Origin of the sequence: Marmoricola sp. URHB0036 (assembly GCF_000426045.1) — a bacterium.
In the GTDB taxonomy this organism is placed as follows: Bacteria; Actinomycetota; Actinomycetes; order Propionibacteriales; family Nocardioidaceae; genus Marmoricola.
Window position 1 is genome coordinate 22,371 of record NZ_AUEP01000004.1, and the last position, 25,504, is coordinate 47,874.

The 25,504-nt window shown below is 70.3% G+C and carries 26 protein-coding genes and 1 pseudogene; 16 read left to right on the top strand and 11 right to left on the bottom strand.

Features of this window, described 5'->3' with window-relative positions:
- Window positions 1-16: 16 nt before the first annotated feature.
- Window positions 17-958 (bottom strand): annotated as a pseudogene (locus H976_RS30540) (DUF222 domain-containing protein); the annotation flags it as partial.
- A 230-nt stretch (window positions 959-1,188) separates the two neighbouring features.
- Here H976_RS30540 and H976_RS0102720 point away from each other — a divergent pair.
- Genes H976_RS0102720 through H976_RS0102750 form a run of 7 tightly spaced genes read left to right on the top strand, consistent with a single transcriptional unit; the run spans window position 1,189 to window position 7,362 of the window.
- A complete protein-coding gene (locus H976_RS0102720) occupies window positions 1,189-1,860 on the top strand; it encodes a spermidine synthase (protein WP_027860275.1) in 672 nt (223 codons plus the stop codon).
- 55 nt (window positions 1,861-1,915) lie between these two features.
- Window positions 1,916-3,313 (top strand): aspartate ammonia-lyase, encoded by a 1,398-nt coding sequence (locus H976_RS0102725; RefSeq protein ID WP_027860276.1) that lies wholly within the window; start codon window positions 1,916-1,918, stop codon window positions 3,311-3,313.
- An 18-nt stretch (window positions 3,314-3,331) separates the two neighbouring features.
- On the top strand, window positions 3,332-4,048 hold the full coding sequence (locus tag H976_RS0102730; protein WP_027860277.1) for a DUF4129 domain-containing protein: 717 nt from the start codon (window positions 3,332-3,334) through the stop codon (window positions 4,046-4,048).
- A complete protein-coding gene (locus H976_RS0102735; RefSeq protein ID WP_155917926.1) occupies window positions 4,045-4,563 on the top strand; it encodes a hypothetical protein in 519 nt (172 codons plus the stop codon). The genes H976_RS0102730 and H976_RS0102735 overlap by 4 nt, the downstream gene beginning before the upstream one ends.
- A complete protein-coding gene (locus H976_RS0102740) occupies window positions 4,560-5,546 on the top strand; it encodes a MoxR family ATPase (RefSeq protein WP_051276086.1) in 987 nt (328 codons plus the stop codon). The genes H976_RS0102735 and H976_RS0102740 overlap by 4 nt, the downstream gene beginning before the upstream one ends.
- Window positions 5,531-6,838 carry a DUF58 domain-containing protein gene (locus H976_RS24230; protein ID WP_051276090.1) on the top strand — a complete coding sequence of 436 codons (1,308 nt, stop codon included), beginning with the start codon at window positions 5,531-5,533 and terminating at the stop codon, window positions 6,836-6,838. Before H976_RS0102740 ends, H976_RS24230 begins: the two co-directional genes overlap by 16 nt.
- Complete coding sequence (locus H976_RS0102750; protein ID WP_027860280.1) at window positions 6,835-7,362, top strand: hypothetical protein; 528 nt, start codon at window positions 6,835-6,837, stop codon at window positions 7,360-7,362. The genes H976_RS24230 and H976_RS0102750 overlap by 4 nt, the downstream gene beginning before the upstream one ends.
- Here the strand turns inward: H976_RS0102750 and H976_RS0102755 are convergent.
- The 4 genes from H976_RS0102755 to H976_RS0102770 form a co-directional block, all read right to left on the bottom strand.
- A complete protein-coding gene (locus tag H976_RS0102755; RefSeq protein ID WP_027860281.1) occupies window positions 7,359-8,216 on the bottom strand; it encodes an alpha/beta fold hydrolase in 858 nt (285 codons plus the stop codon). The genes H976_RS0102750 and H976_RS0102755 overlap by 4 nt on opposite strands.
- A 7-nt stretch (window positions 8,217-8,223) precedes the next feature.
- The gene (locus tag H976_RS0102760; RefSeq protein WP_231388774.1) at window positions 8,224-8,799 is read right to left on the bottom strand and encodes a lytic transglycosylase domain-containing protein; all 576 of its coding nucleotides are present in this window, start codon (window positions 8,797-8,799) and stop codon (window positions 8,224-8,226) included.
- Between the two features lie 250 nt (window positions 8,800-9,049).
- On the bottom strand, window positions 9,050-10,393 hold the full coding sequence (locus tag H976_RS0102765; RefSeq protein WP_027860283.1) for a PhoH family protein: 1,344 nt from the start codon (window positions 10,391-10,393) through the stop codon (window positions 9,050-9,052).
- A 294-nt stretch (window positions 10,394-10,687) separates the two neighbouring features.
- The gene (locus tag H976_RS0102770; RefSeq protein WP_027860284.1) at window positions 10,688-11,464 is read right to left on the bottom strand and encodes an isoprenyl transferase; all 777 of its coding nucleotides are present in this window, start codon (window positions 11,462-11,464) and stop codon (window positions 10,688-10,690) included.
- Between the two features lie 122 nt (window positions 11,465-11,586).
- Here H976_RS0102770 and H976_RS0102775 point away from each other — a divergent pair, with 122 nt between their 5' ends.
- The gene (locus tag H976_RS0102775) at window positions 11,587-12,312 is read left to right on the top strand and encodes a hemolysin III family protein (RefSeq protein ID WP_027860285.1); all 726 of its coding nucleotides are present in this window, start codon (window positions 11,587-11,589) and stop codon (window positions 12,310-12,312) included.
- Between the two features lie 40 nt (window positions 12,313-12,352).
- Window positions 12,353-13,681 carry an NAD(P)/FAD-dependent oxidoreductase gene (locus tag H976_RS0102780; protein ID WP_027860286.1) on the top strand — a complete coding sequence of 443 codons (1,329 nt, stop codon included), beginning with the start codon at window positions 12,353-12,355 and terminating at the stop codon, window positions 13,679-13,681.
- Here H976_RS0102780 and H976_RS0102785 read toward each other — a convergent pair.
- From H976_RS0102785 to H976_RS0102795, 3 genes are read right to left on the bottom strand one after another with little or no spacing between them, the layout of a single operon-like run.
- Complete coding sequence (locus H976_RS0102785; protein WP_051276092.1) at window positions 13,678-14,715, bottom strand: phosphotransferase; 1,038 nt, start codon at window positions 14,713-14,715, stop codon at window positions 13,678-13,680. The genes H976_RS0102780 and H976_RS0102785 overlap by 4 nt on opposite strands.
- The gene (locus tag H976_RS0102790; RefSeq protein ID WP_027860288.1) at window positions 14,703-15,791 is read right to left on the bottom strand and encodes a TIGR03857 family LLM class F420-dependent oxidoreductase; all 1,089 of its coding nucleotides are present in this window, start codon (window positions 15,789-15,791) and stop codon (window positions 14,703-14,705) included. The genes H976_RS0102785 and H976_RS0102790 overlap by 13 nt, the downstream gene beginning before the upstream one ends.
- Window positions 15,788-16,516, bottom strand: a complete 729-nt coding sequence (locus tag H976_RS0102795) for an SDR family NAD(P)-dependent oxidoreductase (protein ID WP_027860289.1) — start codon at window positions 16,514-16,516, stop codon at window positions 15,788-15,790. The genes H976_RS0102790 and H976_RS0102795 overlap by 4 nt, the downstream gene beginning before the upstream one ends.
- Before the next feature lie 84 nt (window positions 16,517-16,600).
- On the opposite strand from H976_RS0102795, the gene H976_RS24235 reads away from it, so the two are divergent.
- Genes H976_RS24235 through H976_RS0102810 form a run of 3 tightly spaced genes read left to right on the top strand, consistent with a single transcriptional unit; the run spans window position 16,601 to window position 19,496 of the window.
- The gene (locus H976_RS24235) at window positions 16,601-17,953 is read left to right on the top strand and encodes an NAD(P)/FAD-dependent oxidoreductase (RefSeq protein ID WP_051276094.1); all 1,353 of its coding nucleotides are present in this window, start codon (window positions 16,601-16,603) and stop codon (window positions 17,951-17,953) included.
- On the top strand, window positions 17,950-18,570 hold the full coding sequence (locus H976_RS0102805; RefSeq protein WP_027860290.1) for a TetR/AcrR family transcriptional regulator: 621 nt from the start codon (window positions 17,950-17,952) through the stop codon (window positions 18,568-18,570). Before H976_RS24235 ends, H976_RS0102805 begins: the two co-directional genes overlap by 4 nt.
- Window positions 18,567-19,496 carry an alpha/beta hydrolase gene (locus H976_RS0102810; RefSeq protein ID WP_196803934.1) on the top strand — a complete coding sequence of 310 codons (930 nt, stop codon included), beginning with the start codon at window positions 18,567-18,569 and terminating at the stop codon, window positions 19,494-19,496. The genes H976_RS0102805 and H976_RS0102810 overlap by 4 nt, the downstream gene beginning before the upstream one ends.
- Here H976_RS0102810 and fadD1 read toward each other — a convergent pair.
- Complete coding sequence (gene fadD1, locus H976_RS0102815; protein WP_027860292.1) at window positions 19,477-21,072, bottom strand: fatty-acid--CoA ligase FadD1; 1,596 nt, start codon at window positions 21,070-21,072, stop codon at window positions 19,477-19,479. The genes H976_RS0102810 and fadD1 overlap by 20 nt on opposite strands.
- 92 nt (window positions 21,073-21,164) lie before the next feature.
- Here fadD1 and H976_RS0102820 point away from each other — a divergent pair, with 92 nt between their 5' ends.
- The 3 genes from H976_RS0102820 to H976_RS0102830 are packed head-to-tail and all read left to right on the top strand — an operon-like array spanning window position 21,165 to window position 23,877.
- Window positions 21,165-22,154: an LLM class flavin-dependent oxidoreductase gene (locus tag H976_RS0102820; protein WP_027860293.1), complete on the top strand. Its 990-nt coding sequence runs from the start codon at window positions 21,165-21,167 to the stop codon at window positions 22,152-22,154.
- On the top strand, window positions 22,151-22,789 hold the full coding sequence (locus H976_RS0102825; RefSeq protein ID WP_036224442.1) for a PaaI family thioesterase: 639 nt from the start codon (window positions 22,151-22,153) through the stop codon (window positions 22,787-22,789). The genes H976_RS0102820 and H976_RS0102825 overlap by 4 nt, the downstream gene beginning before the upstream one ends.
- On the top strand, window positions 22,786-23,877 hold the full coding sequence (locus H976_RS0102830; protein ID WP_027860295.1) for a dihydrodipicolinate reductase: 1,092 nt from the start codon (window positions 22,786-22,788) through the stop codon (window positions 23,875-23,877). Before H976_RS0102825 ends, H976_RS0102830 begins: the two co-directional genes overlap by 4 nt.
- Here the strand turns inward: H976_RS0102830 and H976_RS0102835 are convergent.
- Entirely contained in the window at window positions 23,859-24,362 is a 504-nt protein-coding gene (locus H976_RS0102835; protein WP_196803935.1) for a DinB family protein, read from the bottom strand. The two genes, H976_RS0102830 and H976_RS0102835, sit on opposite strands and share 19 nt — an antisense overlap.
- A gap of 35 nt (window positions 24,363-24,397) precedes the next feature.
- Between H976_RS0102835 and H976_RS0102840 the strand changes: the two genes are divergently transcribed.
- The gene (locus tag H976_RS0102840) at window positions 24,398-24,580 is read left to right on the top strand and encodes a hypothetical protein (RefSeq protein WP_027860297.1); all 183 of its coding nucleotides are present in this window, start codon (window positions 24,398-24,400) and stop codon (window positions 24,578-24,580) included.
- A 34-nt stretch (window positions 24,581-24,614) separates the two neighbouring features.
- Here the strand turns inward: H976_RS0102840 and H976_RS0102845 are convergent, their stop codons facing one another.
- On the bottom strand, window positions 24,615-25,376 hold the full coding sequence (locus H976_RS0102845; protein WP_027860298.1) for an SGNH/GDSL hydrolase family protein: 762 nt from the start codon (window positions 25,374-25,376) through the stop codon (window positions 24,615-24,617).
- Between the last annotated feature and the right edge of the window lie 128 nt (window positions 25,377-25,504).

The following is a 25,504-nucleotide window of genomic DNA, read 5'->3' on the forward strand; positions in this document are numbered from 1 at the left end:
TGGCGTCGCGCAGCTCGGTCTGTTCGCGGAGCCGGTCGGGGACCTCGTAGGCCTCGAAACCGAGGTGCTCGTCGAGGTCGATCACCGGCTTCACGATCACTTGGGCATCGGGGGTGGCGCACCACTGCTTGACCTGCTCGGCGGTGACGCCGCGGTGATGGTTCTCCACCCGCGCCAGCTGCGGCTGTGCCGGACTGATGCCGGTGATGGCCGCTTCGGAGAGGTGCACGTGGAGGACGATCTGTCGCGCCGAGCGCCGCCCTCGCGCCCGCCCCGATGGCTCGACCTGCCCTTCTGCGGTCAGGTCGAGGGCGAGCTGGCGGCGGGCCAGGTCGCCGGCGGCGATGGCGCGGCGTACGTCGAGGGACTCGGCGCACCCGGCCACCCGCAGCTGTTCGGCGCCGCGGCTGATCGCGGCATCGAGGTCTAGGGCGTCGGCGAGGTCGAGCTCGGCCTCCACGAAGGTGGTGCCGTCGAAAGAGACCTGGTGGTGGTGGAAGGTCACGTGCCTGCGTTCGTCGGCCCGCACCGCGTCCTCGAGGGCCTGGTCGGGCATGAACCGGGCGATGGCCTCGGCGACGAGCCGGTCGAGCTGGGCCGGACCGATGCGGTGCGCGAAGGGTGCGACCTGTGCGTCCACGAACGCCGCCGCGTCCGCGCTCAGGCCGAGGGTGGCCTCTGCGATCCGCCGGGCCTTCCACGGCGCCAACCCACCAGTCTCACCGGCACGGTCGACGCGGCGCTGCGTCCGCGGCAGACGGTACTTCAGCTCGAGGGCATGGGCGATCAGCACCCGCCCCGCCTCGGTGGAACAGCCGATCGCGGCCGCAAGCTCCGCGATGCAGAACTCCGCCACCACCGGCGCACCCTCACCGGCCAACGCCAGCTCACCCTGGCTGCCGGGCCAGGTCGCTGCCGACGCGCTCGACTCCGGCGGGTTCTGCTCAGCCCAGGTCACCGCCGCCAACAGCAGGTCGGCCTCGGCCCGATCAGCTGCCGCCCGGGAAGCCCGCGCCAGACCCAAGACCGTCGGGCGGTGTCGAGGTCGGTGCGGGTCGTCGTCATACGCCAATCCAATCAGCCGCCACTGACAGTTTCTGATCGAGAATCCCCTGTGTGGAAAGGGAATTCTTGACTTCCCGGGAGCGGAGGCTGGTGGCTCCGTGACGCCGTGAGAGCGTGGTCCCCGTGACCGAGTACGTCGAGGTGGCCCGGGCCGAGTCCGAACGCGGTGAGCTCGTGCTGCGTCGTCGGATCGAGGAGCGTGCCGCCGACGCGCTCGAGCTGCGTGTCAACGGCGTCTTCGTGATGGACACCAAGGAGACGGGCAGCGAAGTGGAGCTGGCCGCGGCCGCTCTCGACCTGGTCGACGACCCGAGACGGGTGGTCGTGGGCGGACTGGGTCTCGGCTTCACCACCCAGCGCGTGCTCGCCGACCCCCGGGTCGAGGACGTGCGCGTCGTCGAGATCGAGCCCGCCCTGATCGGCTGGATGCGCGACGGCACCATCCCGCACGGACCGGCCCTGCTGGCCGACAAGCGGCTGCGCATCGTCGACGCCGACATCGTCCGGGCGGTAGCGGAGGCGATGTCGACCTACGACCTGGTGCTGCTCGACGTCGACAACGGTCCGGGTTACCTCGTGCACGCGAGCAACGAGGCGGTCTACCAGTCAGACTTCCTCGCGGCTACCAAGAAGATCATCGACCCCGGTGGGGCGCTGGCGGTGTGGTCGGCCAACCCGTCGCCCGAGCTCGCCGAGGCGATGGAGTCGGTGTTCGGCAACTGCACCGAGCACCGGTACGACGTGCTCCTGCAGGACCGACCCGAGGAGTACCTGCTCTACCTGTCGCGTCGGTAGCGTCACGGTCAAGACGGGCTGAGTCACGGCAGAAGCCTTTGGGTACGGTCGAAGCATGAGCGACGACGACAGCGAGACCCGCACCGAGCACGACAGCATGGGCGAGATCGCGGTGCCCAGGAACGCCCTGTGGCGCGCCCAGACACAGCGTGCGGTGGAGAACTTCCCGATCAGCGGCACCACCCTCGAGCCGGCCCACGTCGTGGCGATGGCGAGGGTGAAGAAGTCGGCCGCCCGGGTCAACGCCGAGCTCGGCATCATCAGCAAGGAGCAGGCGCAGGCCATCGCCGACGGCGCCGACGAGATCATCGGCGGACAGCACTACGACGCCTTCCCGATCGACGTCTTCCAGACCGGCTCGGGCACCAGCTCCAACATGAACATCAACGAGGTGCTGGCCTCCCTCGCCTCCCTCGCTGGGGTGGACGCGCACCCCAACGACCACGTCAATGCCAGCCAGTCGAGCAACGACACCTTCCCGACCTCCATCCACGTCGCGGCCGTGGAGGCGACCACCCGCGACCTGATCCCCGCGCTCGACCATCTGGCCACCGCTCTCGAGGCCAAGGCCGAGGAGTTCAAGGACGTCGTGAAGTCCGGGCGGACCCACCTGATGGACGCCACCCCGGTCATGCTGGGCCAGGAGTTCGGCGGGTACGCCGCCGTCGTACGGCTGGGGATCGAGCGGCTCGAGTCCTCCCTGCCTCGGGTCGGCGAGCTGCCACTGGGCGGTACGGCGGTCGGGACCGGCATCAACACCCCCGACGGGTTCGCCGAGCGGGTGATCGCCGACCTCGCCGACGAGACCGGGCTCCCCTTCACCGAGGCGCGCAACCACTTCGAGGCCCAGGGCGGACAGGACGCGCTCGTCGAGCTCTCCGGTCAGCTGCGCACCATCGCCGTCGGGCTGACCAAGATCTGCAACGACCTGCGCTGGATGTCCTCCGGACCGACGACCGGCCTGGCCGAGATCCACCTGCCCGATCTCCAGCCAGGCTCGAGCATCATGCCGGGCAAGGTGAACCCGGTGCTGCCCGAGGCGACCCTGATGGTCTGCGCGCAGGTGATCGGCAACGACGTCACCGTCGGCACGGCCGGTGCAAGCGGCAGCTTCGAGCTCAACGTGATGATGCCGGTGATGGCGCGCAACCTGCTGGAGTCGATCAGGCTGCTCGCGCACGTGACGCCGCTGCTGGCCGACCGATGCATCTCCGGCATCGAGCCCAACGAGGAGCGGATGCTCGCCTACGCCGAGTCGTCCCCGTCGGTGGTCACCCCGCTGAACAAGCACATCGGCTACGAGCAGGCGGCCAAGGTGGCCAAGGCGGCGCTCAAGGAGGGCCGCACCATCCGCGAGCAGGTGATCGAGATGGGGTACGTCGATCGCGGTGACCTGACCGAGGAAGAGCTCGACGCTGCCCTCGACGTACGAACCATGACCGGATCGTCGTGATCTCGGTACCGTGAGCCGGTGACCGCGAGCCAGCGCCGCACCGTCACGGTCACCGTGGCGGCGCTGGGGGTCGCGTTCTTGCTGGTGTGGGCGGCCGCCGCGGGACCCCATCAGCTCGTCGCGCACGAGACCCACGCGGTGGTCGACCGGCAGCCCCTCGACCAGCAGGGCGAGCCCGACCAGCCCGCCACCGATCAAGAGAACCCTCGCGACGACACACAGAGTCACCGGTCAACAGGCCCGGTGACCGGGTGGATCCAGGACCTCGTGACGTTTGCGTTGGTGGTCACGGCGCTGCTCATCGCCGGCCTGCTGCTGCGCCAGCTGTTCCTCCGCATCCGTCGAGGACTGGCCGAGGAACGCCTGGTGGTCCCGCTCGAGCCGTTGCCGGACCTCGACGTCGCCCGAGCGGTCGTCGAGCGCGCGCACGATCGTCAGCGTGAGGCCCTGGCCACCTCCGACGTGCGCAACGGCATCGTCGCGTGCTGGGTGGTCTTCGAGGAGGCAGCGGCCGAGAGCCATGTCGTGAAGCGGCCGGCGGAGACGGCGAGCGCGTTCGTGGTGCGCTTCCTGCACAGCCTCGACGTCGACCCACGACCGGTAGGCCAGCTGGCCGAGCTGTTCCTGGAGGCACGCTTCTCCAGCCATCCGATGGCCGAGGACGCGAGGCCGCGGGCCGAACGGGCACTGGCAGCCATCCACGACGACCTCGTCCGCTCCGGAGCGACACCATGAAAGCAACGACGAGAGCCTGGGTCGGACGAGGCGTCGTCGCGGTCCTCGTGGCCGTGGCGGCCAACGCCGTGCTGTCGGGGCTCGCCATCCAGCACGACGCCGCTCTCGTCGCGCTGCTCGCTGCCGCGACCGTGGCCGCCGTCCTGCTCACCCTGACCGCGCTCGACGTGAACACCCAGACCAGCTGGACGGTGCACCGCGGCCCGGCGCGCTTGGAGACCGGCGAGGACACCCGCACCGCGATGTACCGCCACGTGGTCGACGTACACCTGACCTCCCTCGATGCCGACGACACGATCGTCTGGCAGATCGCCGACCTCGGTCGGCAACGCGTACGCCAGCTCCACGGACGGTGGTACGACGAGTCACCGGAGCAGCTCGCCGACGTCTTGGGGCCGCAGCTCGCCGACTGGGTGACGCGCGACCGACGACACCGCTACGAGCCCGACACCCGTCATCAGCGCTACACCGTGCGGCAGCTCGGCGAGGTCGTCCGAAGGATCGAGGAACTGTGACCAACCCCCGCATCGAGACTGCCGCCGAGCACTCCGCCGACGTGCTGCATCGCGTCGGCTCGGTCGTGATCGGCAAGAGCGAGTCACTGCGCCTGGTGCTCGCCGGCATCCTCGCCGGGGGTCACGTGCTGCTGCAGGACCTTCCCGGCCTGGGCAAGACGTTGGCGGCCAGGTCGATGGCCCAGGCACTCGGCATCGAGTTCACCCGGGCCCAGTTCACCCCCGACCTGCTGCCCGCCGACCTGACCGGCTCGTTCATCTACAACCAGCGCATCGGCGACTTCGAGTTCCGCGAGGGCCCCTTGTTCACCGGCCTGCTGCTGGCCGACGAGATCAACCGGACGCCGCCCAAGACGCAGGCCGCCCTCCTGGAGGCCATGCAGGAGCGCCAGGTCACCGTCGAGGGACGCACCTTCGAGCTGCCACCCCCCTTCCACGTGCTGGCCACGGCCAACCCGGTCGAGTACGAGGGCACCTATCCCCTCCCCGAGGCCCAGCTCGACCGGTTCCTGCTGTGCGTCGGCTTCGGCTACCCCACCGCCGAGGAGGAGTACGACGTCCTGCACAGCAGGATCGCCCGGCGTCAGGAGCTGGTCGTGCTCGACCCGGTGACCGATGCGGCCGGACTCCTCGAGATGCAGGCAGCCGTCGAGGAGGTGGAGGTCGACCGCAGCGTGAGCGAGTACTGCATCGCCCTGGTGACCGCCACCCGCACCCACCGCGACGTCCTCATCGGCGCCTCACCGCGTGGATCTCTCGCCCTGATGCTGTGTGCCCGCGCACTCGCGCTGATCTCGGGCCGCGACTTCGTCCTCCCTGAGGACGTGAAGACCGTCGCCCCGGCCGCGCTGGCTCATCGCGTCACGGTCAAGCCCGAGCTGTGGATGACCGACGTCAGCGGCGCCAGTGTCGTGGCCGGCCTGCTGGAGACGGTGCCGACCCCCGCTGCCCAGGAGAGAGCGGGGCGATGGACCCCTCCATGACCGGGTCGTGGCAGCCCACGGCGTCGTTGGCGCGCTCGGTCGCGACTGCGACGACGGTGCTGTTCGTCGGGGTGGCGCTCGGTCGTCCCGAGCTGCTCGTCCTGGCCGCGCCGTTCGGGTTGGCTGCCGCGCTGGCCGTGGCGCACGCTCCTGCCTCCCGGGTGCAGGCTCGCCTCCGGCTGGCCAACCGGTGGCTCCACGAAGGGCAGAGCACCCGGCTCGAGGTCGCCTTCGAGTCCTCCGACGAGCTCGAGCAGGTGACCGCGGTCATCTCCGAGGCGCCGTACGTCGCCACCCAGCCCGCCTCGGGTGCTCGCTCGGCCACGGTGCGCGCGAACGAGGCGGCCCGGCTGGTCTTCGCCGTCAGCCCGCGTCGGTGGGGCCAGCACCCGACCGGCCCGGTCGTGGTGGCGGCGACGACGCCGTGGGACGGCTTCCGTTGGGGCCCGCACCGGATCCCCGAGCCCACCTTGATCGCGCTGCCCGAGAGCCTCGCCTTCCGGTCCGGCGAGACCCCGCACCCGGTCGGCGTGATCGGCCAGAACCGCTCCCGTCGCGGCGGTCACGGCTCGGAGTTCTTCGCGATCAGGCCGTTCCAGCCAGGTGACCCGCTGCGCCGGGTCAACTGGCGTACGACGCTGCGCACCGGCGAGCTGCACTCCGTCGGCACCAACGCCCAGGAGGACAGTGCCGTGCTGATCGTGGTCGACGCGGTGACCGACGTCGGTGCTAGCGGCGGTGTCGACGGACCGGCCAGCACCCTGGACGTGACGGTGCGCGCAGCAGGCGCGCTGGCGCGCCACCACGTCCGGATGGGCGACCGGGTGGGGCTGCGAGTCCTCGGACGCAGCGGCCAGGTGCTCGGACCGGGCACCGGGCTCCGGCACCTGCGTCGACTGCAGGAGCTCCTGGCCCAGGTGCAGCCCGGGTGGCCCGAGGCACTGAGCGCGCGCCGGCTGCGGCTGCGGATCGGCGCCCGGAGCGTCGTCGTGGTGCTCACCCCGCTGCTGACGCCGGACATCACCACCGCCATGGTGACGCTGGCCCGTCGCGGCCTGGACGTCGTCTGCATCGACACCCTCGCCGAAGGCACGCTGCCCGACACGGCCCGCGACCCCGGGTCGTCCGGAGCGCTGGCCTGGCGACTGCGGCTGCTCGAGCGGGAGATCCAGCTGACCGAGGTGTCCCGCCGCGGCATCCCGGTGGTCCCCTGGCGCGGCCCCGGGTCGCTGGACGAGGTGCTCCGACGGCTGGCGCAACGCTCACGGATGCCACGCGAGATGCCGCGATGAGCGGCTTCGTGGCCGAGCGCCGCCGGGTGTACCCCGGCCTCGACCAGGTCGTCCTCCGCTCGCTGGTCCTGATCGGGGCCATGGGCTCGATCGTCGCGGCGCAGGCGGCGGGCGCGAGGCCTGCCCTCTGGGGCCAGGTGTTGCTGACAGTGCTCGCTGTCGTGCTGGCCTTCCGTCCCGAGTCGTCGGCCGGCACGGTGCTGCTGGTCGGGCTGGCCTACGTGTGGTCGATGACCACCGAGCCGATGTCACCGCTGGTGCTCGTGGCCGCGGCGGGGATGGTGCTCGTGCACGAGGCAGCCGTGATCGCTGCCCAGGGCCCGCCCGCCATGCCGGTCGACCCGGCGCAGGTGCTCCGCACCTGCCGCCGAGGGGCCTTCCTCTGGCTCGCAGCAGTGACGGTGTGGGGACTCGGGCTCCTGGCCGATGCGCTGCCCGACGGCCGGCTCGTCTACGCCATCGGCCTCACGCTGCTGCTGTGCCTGGCGGTCGGCGCCGTGGCACTGCTCCGTCCCCGGCGCTAACCGCTGGTGTGCTCGACGATCGCCGGCACGACGACGTCCCACAACGGCGGCGGCGGCACCTCGTGGCCCATTCCCTCCAGTGGCAGCAGCCGAGCGCCGGCGATCTCCGCTGCCAGTGCGCGCCCGTGAGCCAGCGGGAAGAACGGGTCGTCGGTGCCGTGCAGGACGAGCGTCGGGGCCACGATGTCGGCCATCGTGTGTGGCTGGTCGTCGCCACCGCCGACCACGAGCCAGTGGTTGGTGACGCTGGCCCGGACATCGTGGGAGCGGTCCACCACTGCACGTGAGATGGCCCGGACCCGCTCCTCGTCGAGGCCGAGCGAACCGGCGTACACCCGGTGGACGTCGACCATCTGGTCCACCACTGCCTCGGTGTCGTCCCAGTCGACCTCGTCGTCCTGCTCGAAGGTCGCGGTGATGCGCGGCTCGGGCGGTGGCAGCGGCGAAGGGTCGGAGCGGTCGAAGGCGGCGCTGGTGGCGATCAAGGTCAGGCTGAGCACCCGCTCGGGATGCTGTACGGCGATGTCCTGCGCGATGCCGCCACCCATGGAGACGCCGACCAGGTGGGCGCGCTCGACGTGGAGGGCATCGAGGATGCGCAGCGGGTCGGCGGACAGGTCGGCGCCGGTGTACGACGGCTCCCCGACCGGCGAGGTCGTGGACTGGCCGGTGTCCCGGTTGTCGAAGCGGATCACGAACCGTCCAGTCGAGGCGAGGCGCTCGCAGAACTCCGGTTCCCACCAGTCCATCGAGGAGGTGGCACCACCCATCAGCAGGACGGCAGGGTCGCTCGATGCGCCGAACGTGTCGACGCACAGCTCCGCGTCACCGACCGGGACCATGCTGACGGGCATGGGTCAATCAGTACCAGCCGGCGCCCTGCTTGTAGGACCAGGCGGCACACGCCGAGCCGTAGCGGTCGCGGATGTAGCCCAGGCCCCAGCGGATCTGGGTCTCGGCGTTGTCCTCCCAGTTGGGGCCGGCCGAGGACATCTTCGAGCCGGGCAGGGCCTGTGGGATGCCGTAGGCCGAGGAGGACGGGTTCGCCGCGTGCACGTTCCAGCCGGACTCCTGCGACCAGATGTTGTCCAGGCAGCCGAACTGCGACGAGGACATCCCGAACTGCGGCATCAGCGCGCGAGCGAGGTCGCGCGGGTCGGCGTTGCTCAGGTCCTCGGTCTTGGTGACGGCCCGGCCCGAGGCGTTGGACAGTGCCCGGGCCTTGACGGTGTCGGTCACCGGGCGGCGGTCCTCGGAGCGGGAGGCGCGCTGCTCACGGTCGGCGAGCTCGGCCTGGCTCAGGCTCTTGGCCGGGGTGGAGGTGCTCAACGCGGCGGCCGCGCCGTTGACCGGCAGCGGCTGGGAGAGGACCCCGGTCGAGACCGCGATGCCGGTGGCCGCAACGGCGATCCCGGACAGGATCGCCACGTTGCGCATACGGCGACGCAGGCGGGAACGGAGGGGTACTACGGGCGCGCTTCGGTGCTTCGCGACGTGCTTCTCAGACAAGGTGTGGCCCAACGGTTGACGGCATGGACGTCAGCAGCGCTCGACATGCACCTCGGGGGGCGGGGGAAAGTGCAGAGCGCGCGGGGAAGAACCAACACCATCCCCCATCAATGTGGCAGTTGCAAGTTGAACCACACAGACGGGGACGTGAGCCTCGCCACGGGACAAAATCACAAGATCACATGGTGACGTGCTCGAGCATCTCCGTCACCAGGGCTGCGATGGGCGACCGCTCCGAGCGGGTCAGCGTCACGTGGGCGAACAGCGGGTGCCCCTTGAGCCGGTCGACCACGGCGACGACGCCATCGTGCCGACCGACGCGCAGGTTGTCACGCTGGGCCACGTCGTGGGTGAGCACGACCTTGGAGTTGGCACCCATCCGCGAGAGCACGGTGAGCAGCACGTTGCGCTCCAGCGACTGGGCCTCGTCGACGATCACGAACGCGTCGTGCAACGAGCGGCCGCGGATGTGCGTCAGCGGGAGCACCTCGAGCATGCCGCGGTCGAGCACCTCGTCGACCACGTCGGAAGTGGTGATCGCACCCAGGGTGTCGAAGACCGCCTGACCCCAGGGCGACATCTTCTCCGACTCGCTGCCGGGCAGGTAGCCGAGCTCCTGCCCACCCACTGCGAACAGCGGACGGAAGACGACGACCTTCTTGTGCTGGCGGCGCTCGAGCACGGTCTCGAGTCCGGCGCACAGGGCCAGCGCGGACTTGCCGGTGCCTGCCCGCCCGCCGAGGGAGACGATCCCGACGTCGGGGTCCAGCAGCAGGTCGAGCGCGACGCGCTGCTCGGCGGACCGGCCGTGGATGCCGAAGGCCTCGCGGTCGCCGCGCACGAGGTGCACCCGCTTGTCGGCCTTGACGCGACCGAGTGCACTCCCCCGGTCCGACATCAGCACGAGACCGGTGTGGCAGGGCAGCTCGCGGGCGTCGTCGAGGTCGATCACCTGGTCGTCGTACAGCTCGTCGAGGTCGAGTCCGGCGACGTCGAGCTCCTTCATGCCCGTCCAGCCGGCGTCGGACTCGTGGATCTGCTCGCCGCGGTACTCCGCGGCGTCCAGCCCGACCGCCGAGGCCTTGATGCGCAGCGGCAGGTCCTTGGAGATCAAGATGACGTTGTTGCCCTCGTTGGCGAGGTTGCGCGCCACCGCCAGGATCCGGGTGTCGTTGTCACCGAGGCGGAACCCGGAGGGCAGTGAGTCGGGATCGGTGTGGTTCAGCTCGACCCGCACGGTGCCGCCCTCGGTGCCGACCGGGACCGGCTCGTCGAGACGACCGTTCTCCACCCTCAGCTCGTCGAGCATCCGCAGGGCCGACCGCGCGAAGTAGCCGAGCTCCGGGTGGTGCCGCTTGCCCTCGAGCTCGGTGATCACCACGACCGGGAGCACCACCTCGTGCTCGTCGAAGCGCCGTATCGCCCCGGGGTCGGCCAGCAGGACCGACGTGTCGAGGACATAGGTACGACGGGTGCTCGCGGTGGTCTTCGTCTGGGCGGACGCACGCTTCGCAGTTGGCACTGGATCCCCTTGCGACCGGCACGCGCACTCTGCGCCCCGGTCCTCTAGTTCTGCTCGGACCGGGACAGGCGCCAGGCAGCTGAGTGCTGCTCCCTGGTGGTGCTGTGGCAAAGGACCACGTATCGCCCTCCTGATGCCTACGTGCCCCAGCACGTCGACACTCCGAAACGTACGTCCGACGATCGACCGTTCCCGGCAGACACGCCCGAATGCAGGGTGAAGGGGAGGTGACCAGGGTGCGGGCCGTGGTCTCGACTGACCGCTCGCTCCGCTCGCTGCTCGACCACCTTGTGGCTAGGCCCCGAACCTGCGCTCCCTTTCTGCGTAGGCCCGCACGGCACGCAGGAAGTCGACGCGGCGGAAGTCGGGCCAGTAGGCCTCGCAGAAGTAGAACTCGCTCTGGGCGCTCTGCCAGAGCAGGAAGCCGCCGAGGCGTTGCTCGCCGCTGGTGCGGATCACCAGGTCGGGGTCGGGCTGGCCCTTGGTGTAGAGGTGCTCGGCGATGTGCTCGACGTCGAGCACCCCTGCCAGCTCCTCGAGGGTGGTGCCCTTGCCGGCGTGCTCGTGCAGGAGGGAACGTACGGCGTCGGCGATCTCGCGCCGTCCGCCGTACCCGACGGCGATGTTGACCAGCAGCCCGTCGACGTCGCGGGTGGACTCGGCGGCCGTCTTCAGGCGCTCCGCGACCGAGGCAGGCAGCAGGTCGAGCGCGCCCACGGGGTGCAGCCGCCAGCGTTGCTGCTCGGCCAGCGTCTCGACCGCGTCGCCGATGATCGCGAGCAGCGGCTCGAGCTCCTTCGCGGGACGGTTGAGGTTGTCGGTAGAGAGCAGCCACAGGGTGACCACCTCGACACCGATCTCCTCGCACCAGCCGAGCAGCGGTTCGATGTTCGCGGCCCCGGCCCGATGGCCCTGGGCGGTGTCCGCGCCGACGGCCTTGGCCCAGCGCCGGTTGCCGTCGAGCATCACGCCGACGTGCTTGGGAAGTCGTTCGGTGGGGAGCCGGCGGGCGAGTCGGGCCTCGTACGCCGGGTAGAGCACCCTGCGAAGGCCTCGCTTCCAGTCCACCACTCTCGCGACTGTACCCGCGCGCCTCGGCCAACGATCGGCGAGGCGCAGCCACGGGGGAGCGAAGCGACCGACCGTAACTCCCGCCGCGATACCGCTTCGTGCCGCTGGGTAGTTTTGCTCCCGTGGCCCCTGACCAACCGATGCAGAAGCGCGTCTCCGAGAACGTGCACGACGCGGCCGAGCACGTCCGGGAACGAGTCCACGAGGTCTCGGAAGAGGTCAAGCCCAAGCTGCGCGGCTGGCTGCACGCCGCCACGGCCCCCTTGGCGCTCGCGGCCGGGATCGTGCTCATCGTGCTGTCGCCGACGATCACCACCCGCGTCGGGTCGGCGGTCTTCGCCGCGTCGGCGCTGCTCCTGTTCGCTGTCTCGGCGCTCTACAACGCCGGCCGCTGGTCGCCCCGGTCGAAGGCGGTGCTCCGTCGGCTCGACCACTCGAGCATCTTCGTGCTGATCGCGGGCTCCTACACGCCGTTCACGCTGCTGCTCCTCGAGGGCAGACAGCAAGTCATCCTGCTCACGCTCGTGTGGACCGGGGCGGTGCTGGGCGTGGCGTTCCGGATCTTCTGGACCGACGCGCCGCGGTGGATCTACACCCCGATCTACCTCGCCCTCGGGTGGGTGGCGATCTTCTACGCCGGCGACCTGGCCTCGGGCGGCCCGGCCGTCACCACGCTGATCGCGGTCGGCGGCGGCCTCTACACGCTCGGTGGGCTGGTCTACGGGTTCAAGAAGCCCGACCCGTTCCCGACCTGGTTCGGCTTCCACGAGGTGTTCCACCTGCTCACCATCGCCGCGTTCGTGTGCCACTACGTGGCGGCGTCCATCGCGACGTACCGACTGCGCTGACCCCTCGCGAGAAACTAGAACACGTTCTAAGATCGCCGGCATGACGCCACGTCCCACCAAGGTCTGCATCATCGGCGCCGGCTGCTCGGGCATCACCACGGCCAAGCGGCTCCAGGACTACGGCGTCGCCTACGACCAGTTCGAGCTGTCCGACGACGTGGGCGGCAACTGGTACTTCCGCAACCCCAACGGCCGGTCGGCGGTCTACGAGTCGCTGCACATCGACACCTCGAAGACCCGGCTCCAGCTCGAGGACTTCCCGGTGCCGGACGAGTGGCCGGACTTCCCCAGCCACCGCCTGATGCACGACTACTTCCGGGCGTACGTCGAGGAGTTCGGCCTGCGCGGCGGGATCGAGTTCGGCACCGCAGTCGAGCGCGCCGTACGTCGCGACGGCGGTTGGGACGTCACGCTGTCGACCGGTGAGACCCGCTCCTACACCGACCTCGTCGTCGCCAACGGCCATCACTGGTCGCCGCGCCTGCCCGACTACCCCGGCACGTTCGACGGCGTACTGCTGCACAGCCACGACTACGTCTCGCCCTTCGAACCGGTGGAGATCCGCGGCAAGCGGGTGATCGTCGTCGGCATGGGCAACTCGGCGATGGACATAGCCAGCGAGCTGGCCTCGCCGTGGATGGCGCAGACCCTCTACGTCTCCGCCCGCAGGGGCGTGTGGGTGCTGCCGAAGTACCGCAACGGCCAGCCCGCCGACAAGGTGATGGCACCACCGGACATCCCCAAGGACGTGGCGCTCGCGGCCTCCCGGGAGCTGATCCGCAACCTGGTCGGCAAGATGAGTGACTACGGTCTCCCGGAGCCCGACCACGAGCCGCTCTCGGCCCACCCCTCGGTGTCGGCGGACTTCCTCACCAAGGCCGGGTCCGGAGACATCCACATGCTCCCGGCCATCGAGCGGCTCGACGGGTTGACAGTGCACCTGACCGACGGCTCGTCGGTCGAGGCCGACGTGATCATCTGCGCCACCGGCTACGACATGAAGTTCCCGTTCTTCGACGACGCGGAGACCGACCTGCATCCCGACGACGACCACCGCTACCCGTTGTTCAAGCGGATGATCAAGCCCGGCGTCGACCACCTGTTCTTCATGGGCCTGGCCCAGTCGTCGCCGACGATCGTCAACCTGGCCGAGCAGCAGAGCAAGCTGCTGGCCCGGCTGCTCACCGGCAGCTACGAGCTGCCCAGCGTGGAGGAGCAGCAGCGGATCATGGTCGCCGACGAGCAGGCCCACCTCGAGCAGTACTACGCCGCGAAGCGGCACACCATCCAGATCGACTTCGCCCGCTACTGCCTCGACCTCAGCGACGAGATCGCAGCCGGCGAGGAACGGGCGAAGGCCTCCGCCTAGACCAGGCCCAGGGTGTCGAGGTCGCGGATCGCGGCGCAGGCGCGACGGACCATGGCCGCGAACATGAGGTCGCCGCGGTCGGTCCGGGTGCCGTAGGCGAAGCCGAAGACGGCGACCAACGGGCCCTGCACCATGGCGAAGCGGTAGTCGTCCCAGCACTGCTCCGAGGTGTACGACGAGACGCCGTGTGCGAGCAGCGCCTGGTGGTACGCCGCGACGAGGTCGCGCTCGCCGGCACGGCGGTCGTCGACCTCCAGGCTGGTCCCGAGGACGTAGGCGAGGTCTCGCGCGGGCAGGGCCAGCGACAGGGTCTGCCAGTCGACTGCCCACACGGAATCGCCGTCGAACATCAGGTTGTCGAGCCGGTAGTCGCCGTGCACCAGCGCGAACCGCTCGGCTCGGGCGAGGGCCCAGGTCTCGGCCACCTCGACGCACCCGTGCAGGGTGTCGACGTCGTCCTCGCCGATGCGGTCGTGCAGCGCGTCGACGAACGTCTCGGTGGCCGGCCCGTAGAGCTCGGCGAGGATGGCCGCGTCGTCGGGACCGTTGACCGAGAGGCCCGGGACGTCCAGCAGCGTGGGGTCGCACCACCTCGGGCCGTGCAGACCGGCCAGGTTCACGACCGCAGCGCCCGCCTGTCCCAGGCTGCAGCCTGCGAGCTGGTCGCCCTGGACGGCAGGCGCCAGGTCCTCGAGGAGCAGCGTGAACTCGCCGGTCCCGGCCCGGATGGCGGCGTACTCGCAGCGCGGCACCACCACCGCGACCGTCGAGGCCAGGTCGGCGTAGAAGGTGACCTCGCCCCGGTAGGCGCCGGCGAGCATCTCGCGCGTGCCGGGGTCCGCGGCCGGGAGCTTCGCCAGCACGGTCTCCCGCCCGTCGGCGCCGAGCAGGGTGACGCGGTAGCAGACCCCGATCTGCCCGGTGCCGACGGCGTCGACCGAACGCACCTCGACCGGGCGCTGCAACGCCTCGCTCAGCCAGGTCGACGTGAGCTGGTCGGGTCGGCACACCACGTCCGGCGTCAGCGGACCCACCCCGGGTTGACCGGCAGCTCCGCGAACCGGGCCGGGTCGCGGACCGCGCTCCAGGCCTCGACGACCGGCACCAGCTCGGTGGGCGTCGCGCCGTGCAGGATCACGCTGTCGGCGCCGGCGTCGAGCTGGTCGGCGATCCGCCCGGCGCACGCCGCGGCCGATCCGGTGGCCGACGCGGCCAGCCAGCGCACCGGGATCACCTCGTCGCGCAGGTAGCTCAGCTGCTCGGTGGTGCCGACCGCGTCGAAGGCGCCCGGGTAGCCGTCCACCAGTGGATCCCGCCGGAAGCGGTCGAGGTCCTCGCGCGACCAGCCGTTGGCATCGACCAGCACCTGCCCGTAGCCCTGGAGGTACGTCGCGAGGCGGCCCACTGTCTTCCGGAGGGCGAGCTCCTCGGGCACCGACTCCTCGACCGTCGCCAGCACCGCCCAGATGCGCACGGACGCCGGGTCGCGCCCGGCTTCCTCGGCCGCCCTGCGGACCGTGCGCACCGCCCTCTCCAGGGTCTCGTCGGTGAAGAAGGTGTGCAGCACGACCGCATCGGCCAACCGCCCGGCGAGCTGCAGGGTGCGTTCGCCGATGGCCATCATCATGATCGGGATGCGCTCGTCGAAGCCGCTGTCCTGGCTGAGGTAGGGGAAGCTGCCGGCCGGTCCCTCGTGACCGACCACGGACCCTCCGGACCACAGGGTGCGGTAGATGCCGATGACGTCCTCGAGCTGGGCCGCGGTCACCCGGGGGACGCCCATCACGTCGAACAGTGCGTCGAAGCCCCGGCCGAGCCCGAGCGCGTAGCGCCCTCCACTGAGCCGGTGCAGCGTGGTCGCCATCGTCGCGGTCACCAGCGGGTGTCGCGTGTTGTGGTTGGTGGCAGCGGTCCCGATCCCGATGCGGTACGTCGCCGCGGCCGCGGCACCCGCCAGGACGCCGGCGTCCTTGAGGTTGAACCGCTCGGAGAGGAACACCGCCCCCAGCCCGAGCGTCTCGGCCAGCCGGACCTCCTCGAGCAGGTCGGACGGCGAGTCACTGTGGCCGGCCAGCCCGTAGCAGCCGAGCTCGACGAACGGCTGGCTCATCCGAAGGCGCGCATCACGTGGCCGTGGATGTCGGGGTAGCGCCGCAGGTGGGCTCCCCCGTTGACGTCGAGCACCTCCCCCGTCACCCAGCCCGCCCGAGCGAGGAACAGCACGGCGTCGGCGACGTCCTCCGGAGTGCCGGCCCGACCCAAGGGCGTGTTCTCGAGGTAGTCCTCCTCCACGCCCGGGATGTCCAGCGCCGGAGCCGTGAGTGGGGTCGGCACCAGTCCGGGCGAGACGGCGTTGACGCGTACGCCGCGTCCGGCGAGCTCGAGCGCCGCGACCTCGGTCAGCATCACGAGTCCGGCCTTGGCCGCGCAGTACGCCGAGAGGCCTGCACCGGGCTGCCGGGCGTTGAGGGACGCGATCGAGACCACCGAGCCGCCCTCACCGAGCAGGCGGCCGGCGTGCTTGAGCACGAGGAAGGACCCGGTGAGGCAGACGTCGACCACCCGACGGAACTCCGCGGCGTCGTGCTCGGTCACCAGTCCGAACGTGCTGGTCCCGGCGCTGTTCACCACCAGGTCCAGCGAACCAGCGCGCTCGACGATCCCCTCGAGGAAGATCTGCACGGCGTCCTCGTCCGTGACGTCCACGGGCGGCGAACCGGTCAGGTCCGCGACGTGCACGTCGTACCCCTCCTGCGTGAGCCTCGCTGCGACTGCGGCACCGATTCCCGAGTCCCCGCCGAACACGGCAGCGACCCCTCCGTGTTGTCCCTCCACGCGCTCACCGTAGACACTCGGAGCCGTTTTTGACAGGTGTCGGAAAAAGTCGACGTACGTCAAGTCAGCGGCTAGGGTCGCGGCATGCCGGGCACGAGCGCACCCACGACCGCGGTGATCGGAGCCGGCATCAGCGGGCTCACCACGAGCAAGATGCTGGCCGACTACGCCGTCCCGTTCACCTGTTTCGAGGCCTCCGACCGGGTCGGCGGCAACTGGGCGTTCGGCAACCCCAACGGGCACAGCAGCGCCTACCAGTCGCTGCACATCGACACCTCGAAGTACCAGCTGTCCTTCAAGGACTTCCCGATGCCCGACGACTACCCGGACTTCCCGCACCACACCCAGATCAAGGACTACCTCGACTCCTACGCCGACGCCTTCGGGCTGCGCGAGCAGATCGAGTTCGGCAACCGTGTGCTGTCCGCCCGCCGGCTGGAGGGTGGCGGCTGGGAGATCGACGACGAGGCCGGCGCGACCCGTCACTTCGACCTGCTCGTCGTCGCCAACGGGCACCACTGGGACCCGCGCACCGCGCAGTTCCCCGGCGAGTTCACCGGCGAGTCCTTCCACTCCCACCACTACGTCGACCCGTGGACGCCGTTGCACCTGATGGACCGGCGAATCCTGGTGGTCGGCCTGGGCAACAGCGCTGCCGACATCACCGTGGAGGTCTCCCAGCGGGCGTTGCGCAACCGGGTCACCCTCTCGACCCGCAGCAGCGCGTGGGTGGTGCCGAAGCTGATGTTCGGCAAGGCCGCCGACATGAACTACCGCACCAACCCGCACCTCCCGATGAGCTGGCAGCGCAAGGTCGCCCAGTGGGGCCAGCGCCTCACGGCGTCGGACCCGACGCTCTACGGCCTGCCGGCCCCCAACCACAAGTTCTTCGAGGCCCACCCGACCCAGTCGGGCGAGCTGCCGCTGCGGCTGAAGTCCGGGGACGTGACGCCGAAGGGCAACATCGCCCGGCTCGATGGCAGCACGGTGCACTTCGAGGACGGCACCTCGTCGGACTTCGACGTGATCATCTACGCCACCGGCTACAACCTGACCTTTCCCTTCTTCGACCCCGAGTTCATCAGCGCCCCGGAGAACCGCATCGACCTCTACAAGCGCATCTTCAAGCCGGGCATCGACGACCTGATGTTCGCGGGCTTCGCCCAGGCGACGCCGACGTTGTTCCCGTTCGTGGAGTGCCAGGCGCGGCTGATCGCGGCGTACGCCATCGGTGCCTACCTGCCACCGTCGGAGGCCGAGATGCGCGAGGTGATCAAGGCCGACGACGAGCGCTACATGGGCCACATGCTCGACCGCCCGCGGCACACCCACCAGCTCGACTACTTCGTCTACGAGCACGACATCCGGACCAAGGAGCTCCCGGCCGGACGTTGCCGGGCCCAGGCACGGCACCGCACGCAGCAGGTGCCGGCGTGAGCCGGGCCGGCACCCGCGACCGACGGCCGCCGCAGAAGGGTGACCAGCGACGCAGCGCGCTCCTGGAGTCGCTCGACCAGCACCTGCAGGAGAGCAGCTTCGACTCGATCAACATCGCCGACATCTCCCGCCGAGCCGGTGTCACCCGCTCGGCCTTCTACTTCTACTTCGAGAACAAGGCCGCGGCCGTGGCGGCCCTGATGGAGGAGCTGTACGACGAGATCTTCGCCGTCTCCCGCGAGCTGACCAGCACCGACAGCACGCCCGAGGTCCGCATCACCTCGATGGTGACCGGGCTGTTCGGCGCCACCCGTCGCCACGAGCACCTCTTCGCCGCGATGCTCGAGGCACGGGCGACCAGCCAGGCCGTCCGCGAGATGTGGGATGCCGACCTCCAGTCGTTCGTCGAACCCCTGGCCGAGATGATCGGCTCCGAGCGAGCGGCGGGCCGGGCGCCGGACGGACCCGACCCGGTCGGTCTCGCGACGATGCTGCTCGAGCTCAACGACCGGGCACTGGAGCGACTGGTCCGAGGCAGCACGCTGACCACCGAGCAACAGGAAGAGGCCGTCACCGCCGTCTGGCTGCGGACCATCTACGGAACGGTGGCGCCGTGAGCGGGACGGAGATCAAGCACCAGGACCTGACCTTCGGCTCCGAGGGCACCGAGTGCTCCGCCTGGCACTTCACCGGTGTCGGCGATGCACTCGCGAGCACGGCGGGCCGTCCCGTCGCCGTGATGGCCCACGGCCTGGGCGGCACCAAGGACTCCGGGCTGCGGCCGTTCGCCCAGTCGCTGGCGGCCTCCGGGCTCGACGTCCTCGCCTTCGACTACCGCGGCTTCGGCACGAGCGGCGGGTCACCGCGACAGACGGTCAGCGGCGCCGGACAGGTCGCGGACTACCGGGCGGCGATGGCGGCCGCGGCCCGGCTGCCGGGTGTCGACCCGCAACGGCTGGTGCTGTGGGGGGTGTCGCTGTCAGGTGGCCATGTGATCGAGGCCGCGGCCGATCGTCCCGACGTTGTCGCCGTCGTCTCGCTGACCCCGCTGGTCGACGGGCTGGCCGCCGGTCGGCACGCGCTCGCCACTCACAAGCCCTCCGAGCTGGTGCGCTCGACGGTCGCGGGCGTCCGCTCCCGCGCGTCCTCCGCCCTCGGGAAGCCCGCGGTGATGATGCCGGTGGTGGGGCGACCGGGCGAGGTCGCGGCACTCTCGCTCGAGGGCTGCTACGACGACTACCTGGCCATCGCCGGGCCGACGTGGCGCAACGAGATCGATGCCAGTGTCGGGTTCGAGCTCGGCAACCTGCGTCCCATCCGTCAGGCCGACCGGATCTCGTGCCCGATGCTGGTGCAGATCGCCGACTTCGACCGCAGCGCGCCGCCGTACGCCGCAGCCAAGGCGGCCTTCAAGGCGCGCGCCGAGGTACGCCACTACCCGTGCGACCACTTCGACGTCTGGCCCGGCAAGCCGTGGTTCTCCTCGGCTGTCGAGCACCAGATCGCGTTCCTGTCGCGCGTGCTCACCCCATCTGCGAGCTGACCTCCGCCGGGGCGTACGCCGTGCCGCGCTCGTCGCGCACCCAGAGCTGCTCGCCCTCGTCGGCGACGGCGCCCTGGGCGACCAGCTCACGCTTGAGCACCTTGTTGGTGGCCGTGCTCGGCAGGTCCTCGGCGATGCGGACATAGCGCGGCCACGCCTTGGATGAAAGGTCCGGCTGCCCGGCCAGGAAGGCCTCCAGCTCCTCCGGGGTCAGGGTGGCGTCCTCCTGCAGCACGACGGCCGCCATCACCTGGTCGCCGATGGCGTCTCGGGCGGCGTACACCGCGACCCGGTTGATCGCGGGCAGCCGGCTGAGGATCCGCTCGACCGGAGCCGCGGCGATGTTCTCGCCGTCGACGCGCATCCAGTCGGCCGTGCGCCCGGCGAGGTAGATCCAGCCGTCGGCGTCGCGGTAGGCGAGGTCGCCCGACCAGTACATGCCGTGCCGCATCCGGTCGGTCGTCGCCTGCTCGTCGTTGTAGTAGCCGGCGAAGTAGCCCGCCCCCTGGGTGTTGACCAGCTCACCGACGGCGTGGTCGGCATTGGTCAGGGCGCCGTGCTCGTCGAAGACCGCGACGGCACACTCGGTCACGGTCTCGGCGTCGTAGACCGCGACCCCGTCGAAGCCCTTGCCGATCGAGCCCGGTGGGGTGCCCTCCTCGCGGGTGATGATCACGGCGAGCTCGGTCGAGCCGAAGCCGTCGACCACCGTGCACCCGAAGCGGCGACCGAACTCCTCGATGTCGCGATCGCCGGCCTCGTTGCCGAAGGCGACCCGCAGCGTGTTGTCGACGTCGTCCGGCTGTTCAGGTGTGGCCAGCACGTAGGCGACCGGCCGGCCCACGTAGTTCATGTACGTCGCGCCGTAACGGCGCACGTCGTCGAGGAACCTCGAGGCCGAGAACTTCGCGGGCGCCATCGCCGCCCCACTGGCGAGTGCGACCGCCCATCCGGCGACCACGGCGTTGGAGTGGAACAGCGGCATGGAGAGATAGCAGACGTCGGCCGGAGTGACCTGGAAGCGGTCGACCAGGTTGAGGCCCGAGAACAGCACCATCAGGTGAGCCACCTGGACGGCCTTCGGATCGCCACTCGTGCCCGAGGTGAAGATCATCATGAAGGTGTCCATGGCCTCGACCTCGCGCAGCGGCACCAGCTCGTCGCTCGATCCGACGAGCCCGGCCCACTCCTCGCTCGACGTGTCGAGCAGGCGTACGCCGGAGAGGTCCACGCCCTCGAGCAGGTGCCGGTGCTCGGCATCAGTGACCAGCACCTGGCACTCGGCCCGTCGTACGTCCGCAGCGAGGCCGGCGCCGCGACGAGTGGTGTTGATGCCGCAGAGGACGTAGCCGCCGAGTCCTGCGGCGGCCATCGCCCGCAGCATGTCCGGGGCGTTGCCGAGCAGGACGCCGACGTGCGGCGGCCGGCCGTCCTCGAGCAGGGCGATCAGTGCGGACGCCTCGGCACTCGCCTCGGCGAGGTGCTCCCGCCAGGTCCACGTGCGGTCGCCGTACAGCACGCCCGGCTGGTCGTCCTCCGCTCGCTCCCGCAGCAGCTGCTGGACCGTCTCGGCCACAGGGCCCTCCCTCGTTTTGACACGTGTCAAACTACGAGGCGGATGATAGAACTGCAACCGGTTCTAGTTCCCGTCGGCCGAAGGATCCCTCGATGACCTCGTTCGTCTCGCGCTTCGACTTCCGGGCGCCCGGCACGGACCGGAAGGCGCGGCAGGAGCTCTACACCCGGGCGCTCGACCAGGCGGCCTACCTCGACGAGCACGGGCACGACGCCGTGATGGTCTCCGAGCACCACGCCTCCGACGACGGTTACCTGCCCAGCCCGCTGCTCGTGGCGGCGGCCATGGTGGCGCGGACCCGGACAGTGCCCATCACCGTCTCGGCGCTGCTGGTGAACATGTACGACCCGATCAAGCTGGCCGAGGACGTGGCGGTGCTCGACCAGCTGAGCGCCGGACGGGTCAGCTACACCTTCGGCCTCGGCTACCGTCCCGAGGAATACGCCCTGTTCGGCCGCGACTGGGAGAGCCGGGGCGACGACATCGAGGAGCGCATCGAGCTGCTGCTGGCGTTGTGGCGCGGCGAGGAGGTGTCCTACGACGGCCGGACAATGCGCGTGACGCCGCTGCCGTTCAGCGACCCGCACCCGTTCCTGTTCTACGGCGGTGGCTCCAGGGCAGCTGCGCGGCGAGCCGCCCGACTGGGTCTGAACTTCCAGCCCAACGTCGCCGACAAGACCCTGCGAGACCTCTACAACGAGGAGTGCCGCAGCCACGGCCGCGAGCCCGGGTTCGTGCTGCTCCCGCCGCCCGGGCCCGGCACGGTGTTCTGCGCCGACGACCCCGACCGCTTCTGGGCGGAGTACGGCGAGCACCTGCTCGCCGACGCGATGGCCTACCGGGCCTGGTCGGGCACCAAGAACACCCTGATCACCGACGACTCGAGCACCGTCGAGGAGCTGCGCGCCGGGAGCCGCTACCTCGTGCTCGACCCCGACGAGATGATCCGGCAGTGCCGCGAGCGTGAGCTGCGCGCCGTGTCGTGCCACCCGCTGTGCGGCGGCATGCCGGAGGAGCCCTCCTGGGAGAGCGTGCGGCTGATCTGTGAGCAGGTCGCTCCGGCACTGCGGGCGGACGCATGACGACCGACCTGCCGTCGGGCTGGGTCGTCGACGACACGAGCGCGGAGGAGGTCGCCCGCGAGCGAGCCGTCTACGAGCCGTTCACCGAGCGACTGCGGCGGTTGGTCGACCTGTGCATCCGCTCCGAGGTGGATCTCGACGCGGTGCTGGAGGCCCAGGCCCACGTCGACGCGGCGATCGAGCTGCTGGGGAGGGACACGATCGAGGGCTCCTACGGGGTCCGCATCGGCGACGGGTTCGGCCGCAACTGGGGCAACGCGATCATGGGGCTGCGCAACGCGATCGCCCCACCGCTGCACATCGAGACCGACGGGGTCAGCCGGTCGTGGGTCGACTTCGAGCTGGGTGCGGCGTACGAGGGACCACCGACGTTCGTGCACGGCGGAGTCCTCTCACTGGTGCTCGACCACGTCTTCGGTGCGGCCGCGGGAGCCGACCACACGCCGCACATGACCGGCACGCTGACCCTCGTCTACAAGCGGGCGACCCGGCTCGGCGTACCCCTGCGGGCCGAGGCGTGGGTGGACCGCACCGAGGGCCGCAAATCGTTCGTGGTGGGTTTCGTCGCCGACGAGCAGGGGCGCACCGTCGAGGCCGAGGGCATCTTCGTGCAGCCGCGCGAGTGGGGACAGTGAGCACCCCGATCAGGGTCGTGCAGTGGGCCACCGGCGGCGTGGGCCGGGCGGCGATCGGGGCGATCCTGCAGCACCCGGAGCTCGAGCTGGTCGGCTGCTGGGTGCACTCCCCCGACAAGCACGGCCAGGACGTCGGTGCGATTGTGGGCATCGACCCGGTCGGCGTACTCGCCACGACCGACGCCGAGGAGATCCTGCGACTCGAGGCCGACGCCGTCGTCTACGCACCCGTCGTACCCAGTGGGCGTGAGGTGGCCGCGCTGCTGGAGTCCGGCAAGAACGTCGTCACGCCGGTCGGTTGGTTCTATCCCGACCCTGCCCGCACGGCGCGCATCGAGGCAGCGTGTCTGGCTGGTGGCACGTCGCTGCACGGCACCGGCATCAACCCCGGCGGCGCCACCGACCTGCACCCGATCCTGTTCTCGTCGCTGAGCACGGCCGTGCGGTTCGTGCGCGGCGAGGAGTTCAGCGACGTCCGCAGCTACGCCGCACCCGACGTGCTGCGCGGATTCATGGGCTTCGGTGGCACTCCGGAGGAGTCGCTGTCCGGGCCGATGCTCGAGATGCTGTCCGGCGGGTTCGTCGAGTCGGTGCGGATGTGCCTCGATGCCGTCGGCTTCGCCGAGGCAGAGATCGTGCCGACCCAGGAGGTGGCCGTCGCGACGGCGATCATCTCCGAGACTCCCATCGGCCCGATCGAGCCGGGCCAGGTCGCGGCTCGTCGCTTCGCGTGGGAGGCCGTCGTCGACTGCACGGTCGTCGTACGGGTGGCCGTCAACTGGCTGATGGGCGAGCAGCATCTCGATCCGCCGTGGACGTTCGGGCCAGAGGGGCAGCGCTACGAGGTCGAGGTGCAGGGCGACCCCGACACCTTCGCCGTCATCCACGGCTGGCACCCCAGGTCCATCGAGGCCGGGCTGGAGCGCAACCCCGGCATCGTCGTCACGGCCGCGCACTGCGTGAACTCGATCCCGTACGTCGTCGCCGCCCCGCCCGGCATCCGCACCTACCTCGACCTGCCGCTGGTCGCCGGCCGGGCACACCCCGATCTGGCGCGCCAGCGACAGGGTCAGAGCACGAGGTACTGATGACCGTCCAGGAGCTCACGCACGACGTCCAGGTGCCCGGCGTGTACTGAGGTCTCGACCAGGACGTGCACCACGACGGTGCGCAGGTCCGGGAACGACAGTCCGGCGTCGTGCCACCATGCCTCAGGCTGCTGCGGTGCGTCGCCGAGCGAACGAGCAGAGACGATGTCGTCGGATCGGGCGATGGCGGAGCGGTAGGCGTCCAGGACGTCCGCCACCGGCTCCTCGGGACCGACCTGCCAGTCCCCGTTGTCACCTTCGGGCCAGAAGTCCAGCGGCTCGCCGGCCACGACGACCTCGAACCAGTACCGCTCGTCGGACAGGGTGAGGTGTCGCACGAGACCGAGGCACGACCATCCGGAGGGCAGCACCGGCAGACGAAGCTGCTGCTCGGAGAGTCCCTCGAGCTGCGTGAGCACGTGGCGCCGCTGGCCGTTGAGCCGGGCCAGCAGCAGGTCTCGCTCCGCCGTGTCGTCGATGTCCACACGGTAAGCCTTGGTGTCCGGGTCACACTGACAGGGTGCGACTGCACCACCGCTGGGACGACGACGACCGTCCCGAACCCGACCTGACCGATCCCCGTACGGCCGCGGCGTTGACCCGAGCCGCTCGCGGTGTGCGCATGGTCAAGCTGATGCACCTGGCTCTCCTTGCCCTCGGGATGGGCCTGCTCGCGCTCGCGCTGCTCCTCCGGACGGGATGACCGTCGTCGGACGTGACGCACCAGCCGGCGGAGATCAGATGGGTGTGAGCTCCGGACGTTTGGGTGAGATGCCGTCTCCCAACGAGCGCCCGGTCAGCCGACGTCCGACCCATGGCCCGGCGAACGTGCGCAACCATTCGAGATCCGCGAGCAGCCGGTCCTTGCCGGCCAGCACCGTCGCCTCGGGCACCATCGGCGGCTCGATGTCGTGCGCGATGCCCAGGGTCTCGAGGACGTGCCTCGCAGCGAGGTGGTGGCCCAGCGGCGACAGGTGGATGCGATCACGGTCCCAGTAGCGCGGGTCGCGTGCCTCGCGCAGTCGCCAGTTGTCGACGAGCACGGCAGCGCGTGCGTCGACCACCTCGCGGAGGAGCTCGTTGAAGATGGCCACCCTGCCTCGCAGCGCACGGAACGGGCCCGAGGCAGCGACTCCATGGGTGAAGAGCACGACCTGTGCTCCGACGTCGACTGCTCGAGCAACTGCCGCGTCGATGCTCTCGACGAGTGCGTCGATGTCCACACTCAGGTGCAGCAGGTCGTTGCCGGCACCCTGGATCGTGAGGAGATCCGGTGCCAGGTCGAGGGCCGGGGCGAGCTGCTCGTCGAGGATCTCGGCGACGGTCCGCCCGCGGATGGCGAGATTGGCGTAGGCGAAGTCCTGGTTCCTGGTGGCCAACGTCTCAGCGACCCGGTCTGCCCACCCGCGCACGCCATTGGGCCGGGTCGGGTCGGGATCACCGACGCCCTCGGTCCAGGAGTCTCCGATGGCGACGTACCGGCTGTACGACGGGCTCATCGTCGGGCCGCCACGTGCGCTGCCCTTCCCGGGGCATCGATCAGGTTCACGTGCGAACTCTGGCACGACGGCCCGACGTGTTTCGACAGCAGGTTCCGAGCGCAGGAGTAGCCTGAACCCCAGGTGCT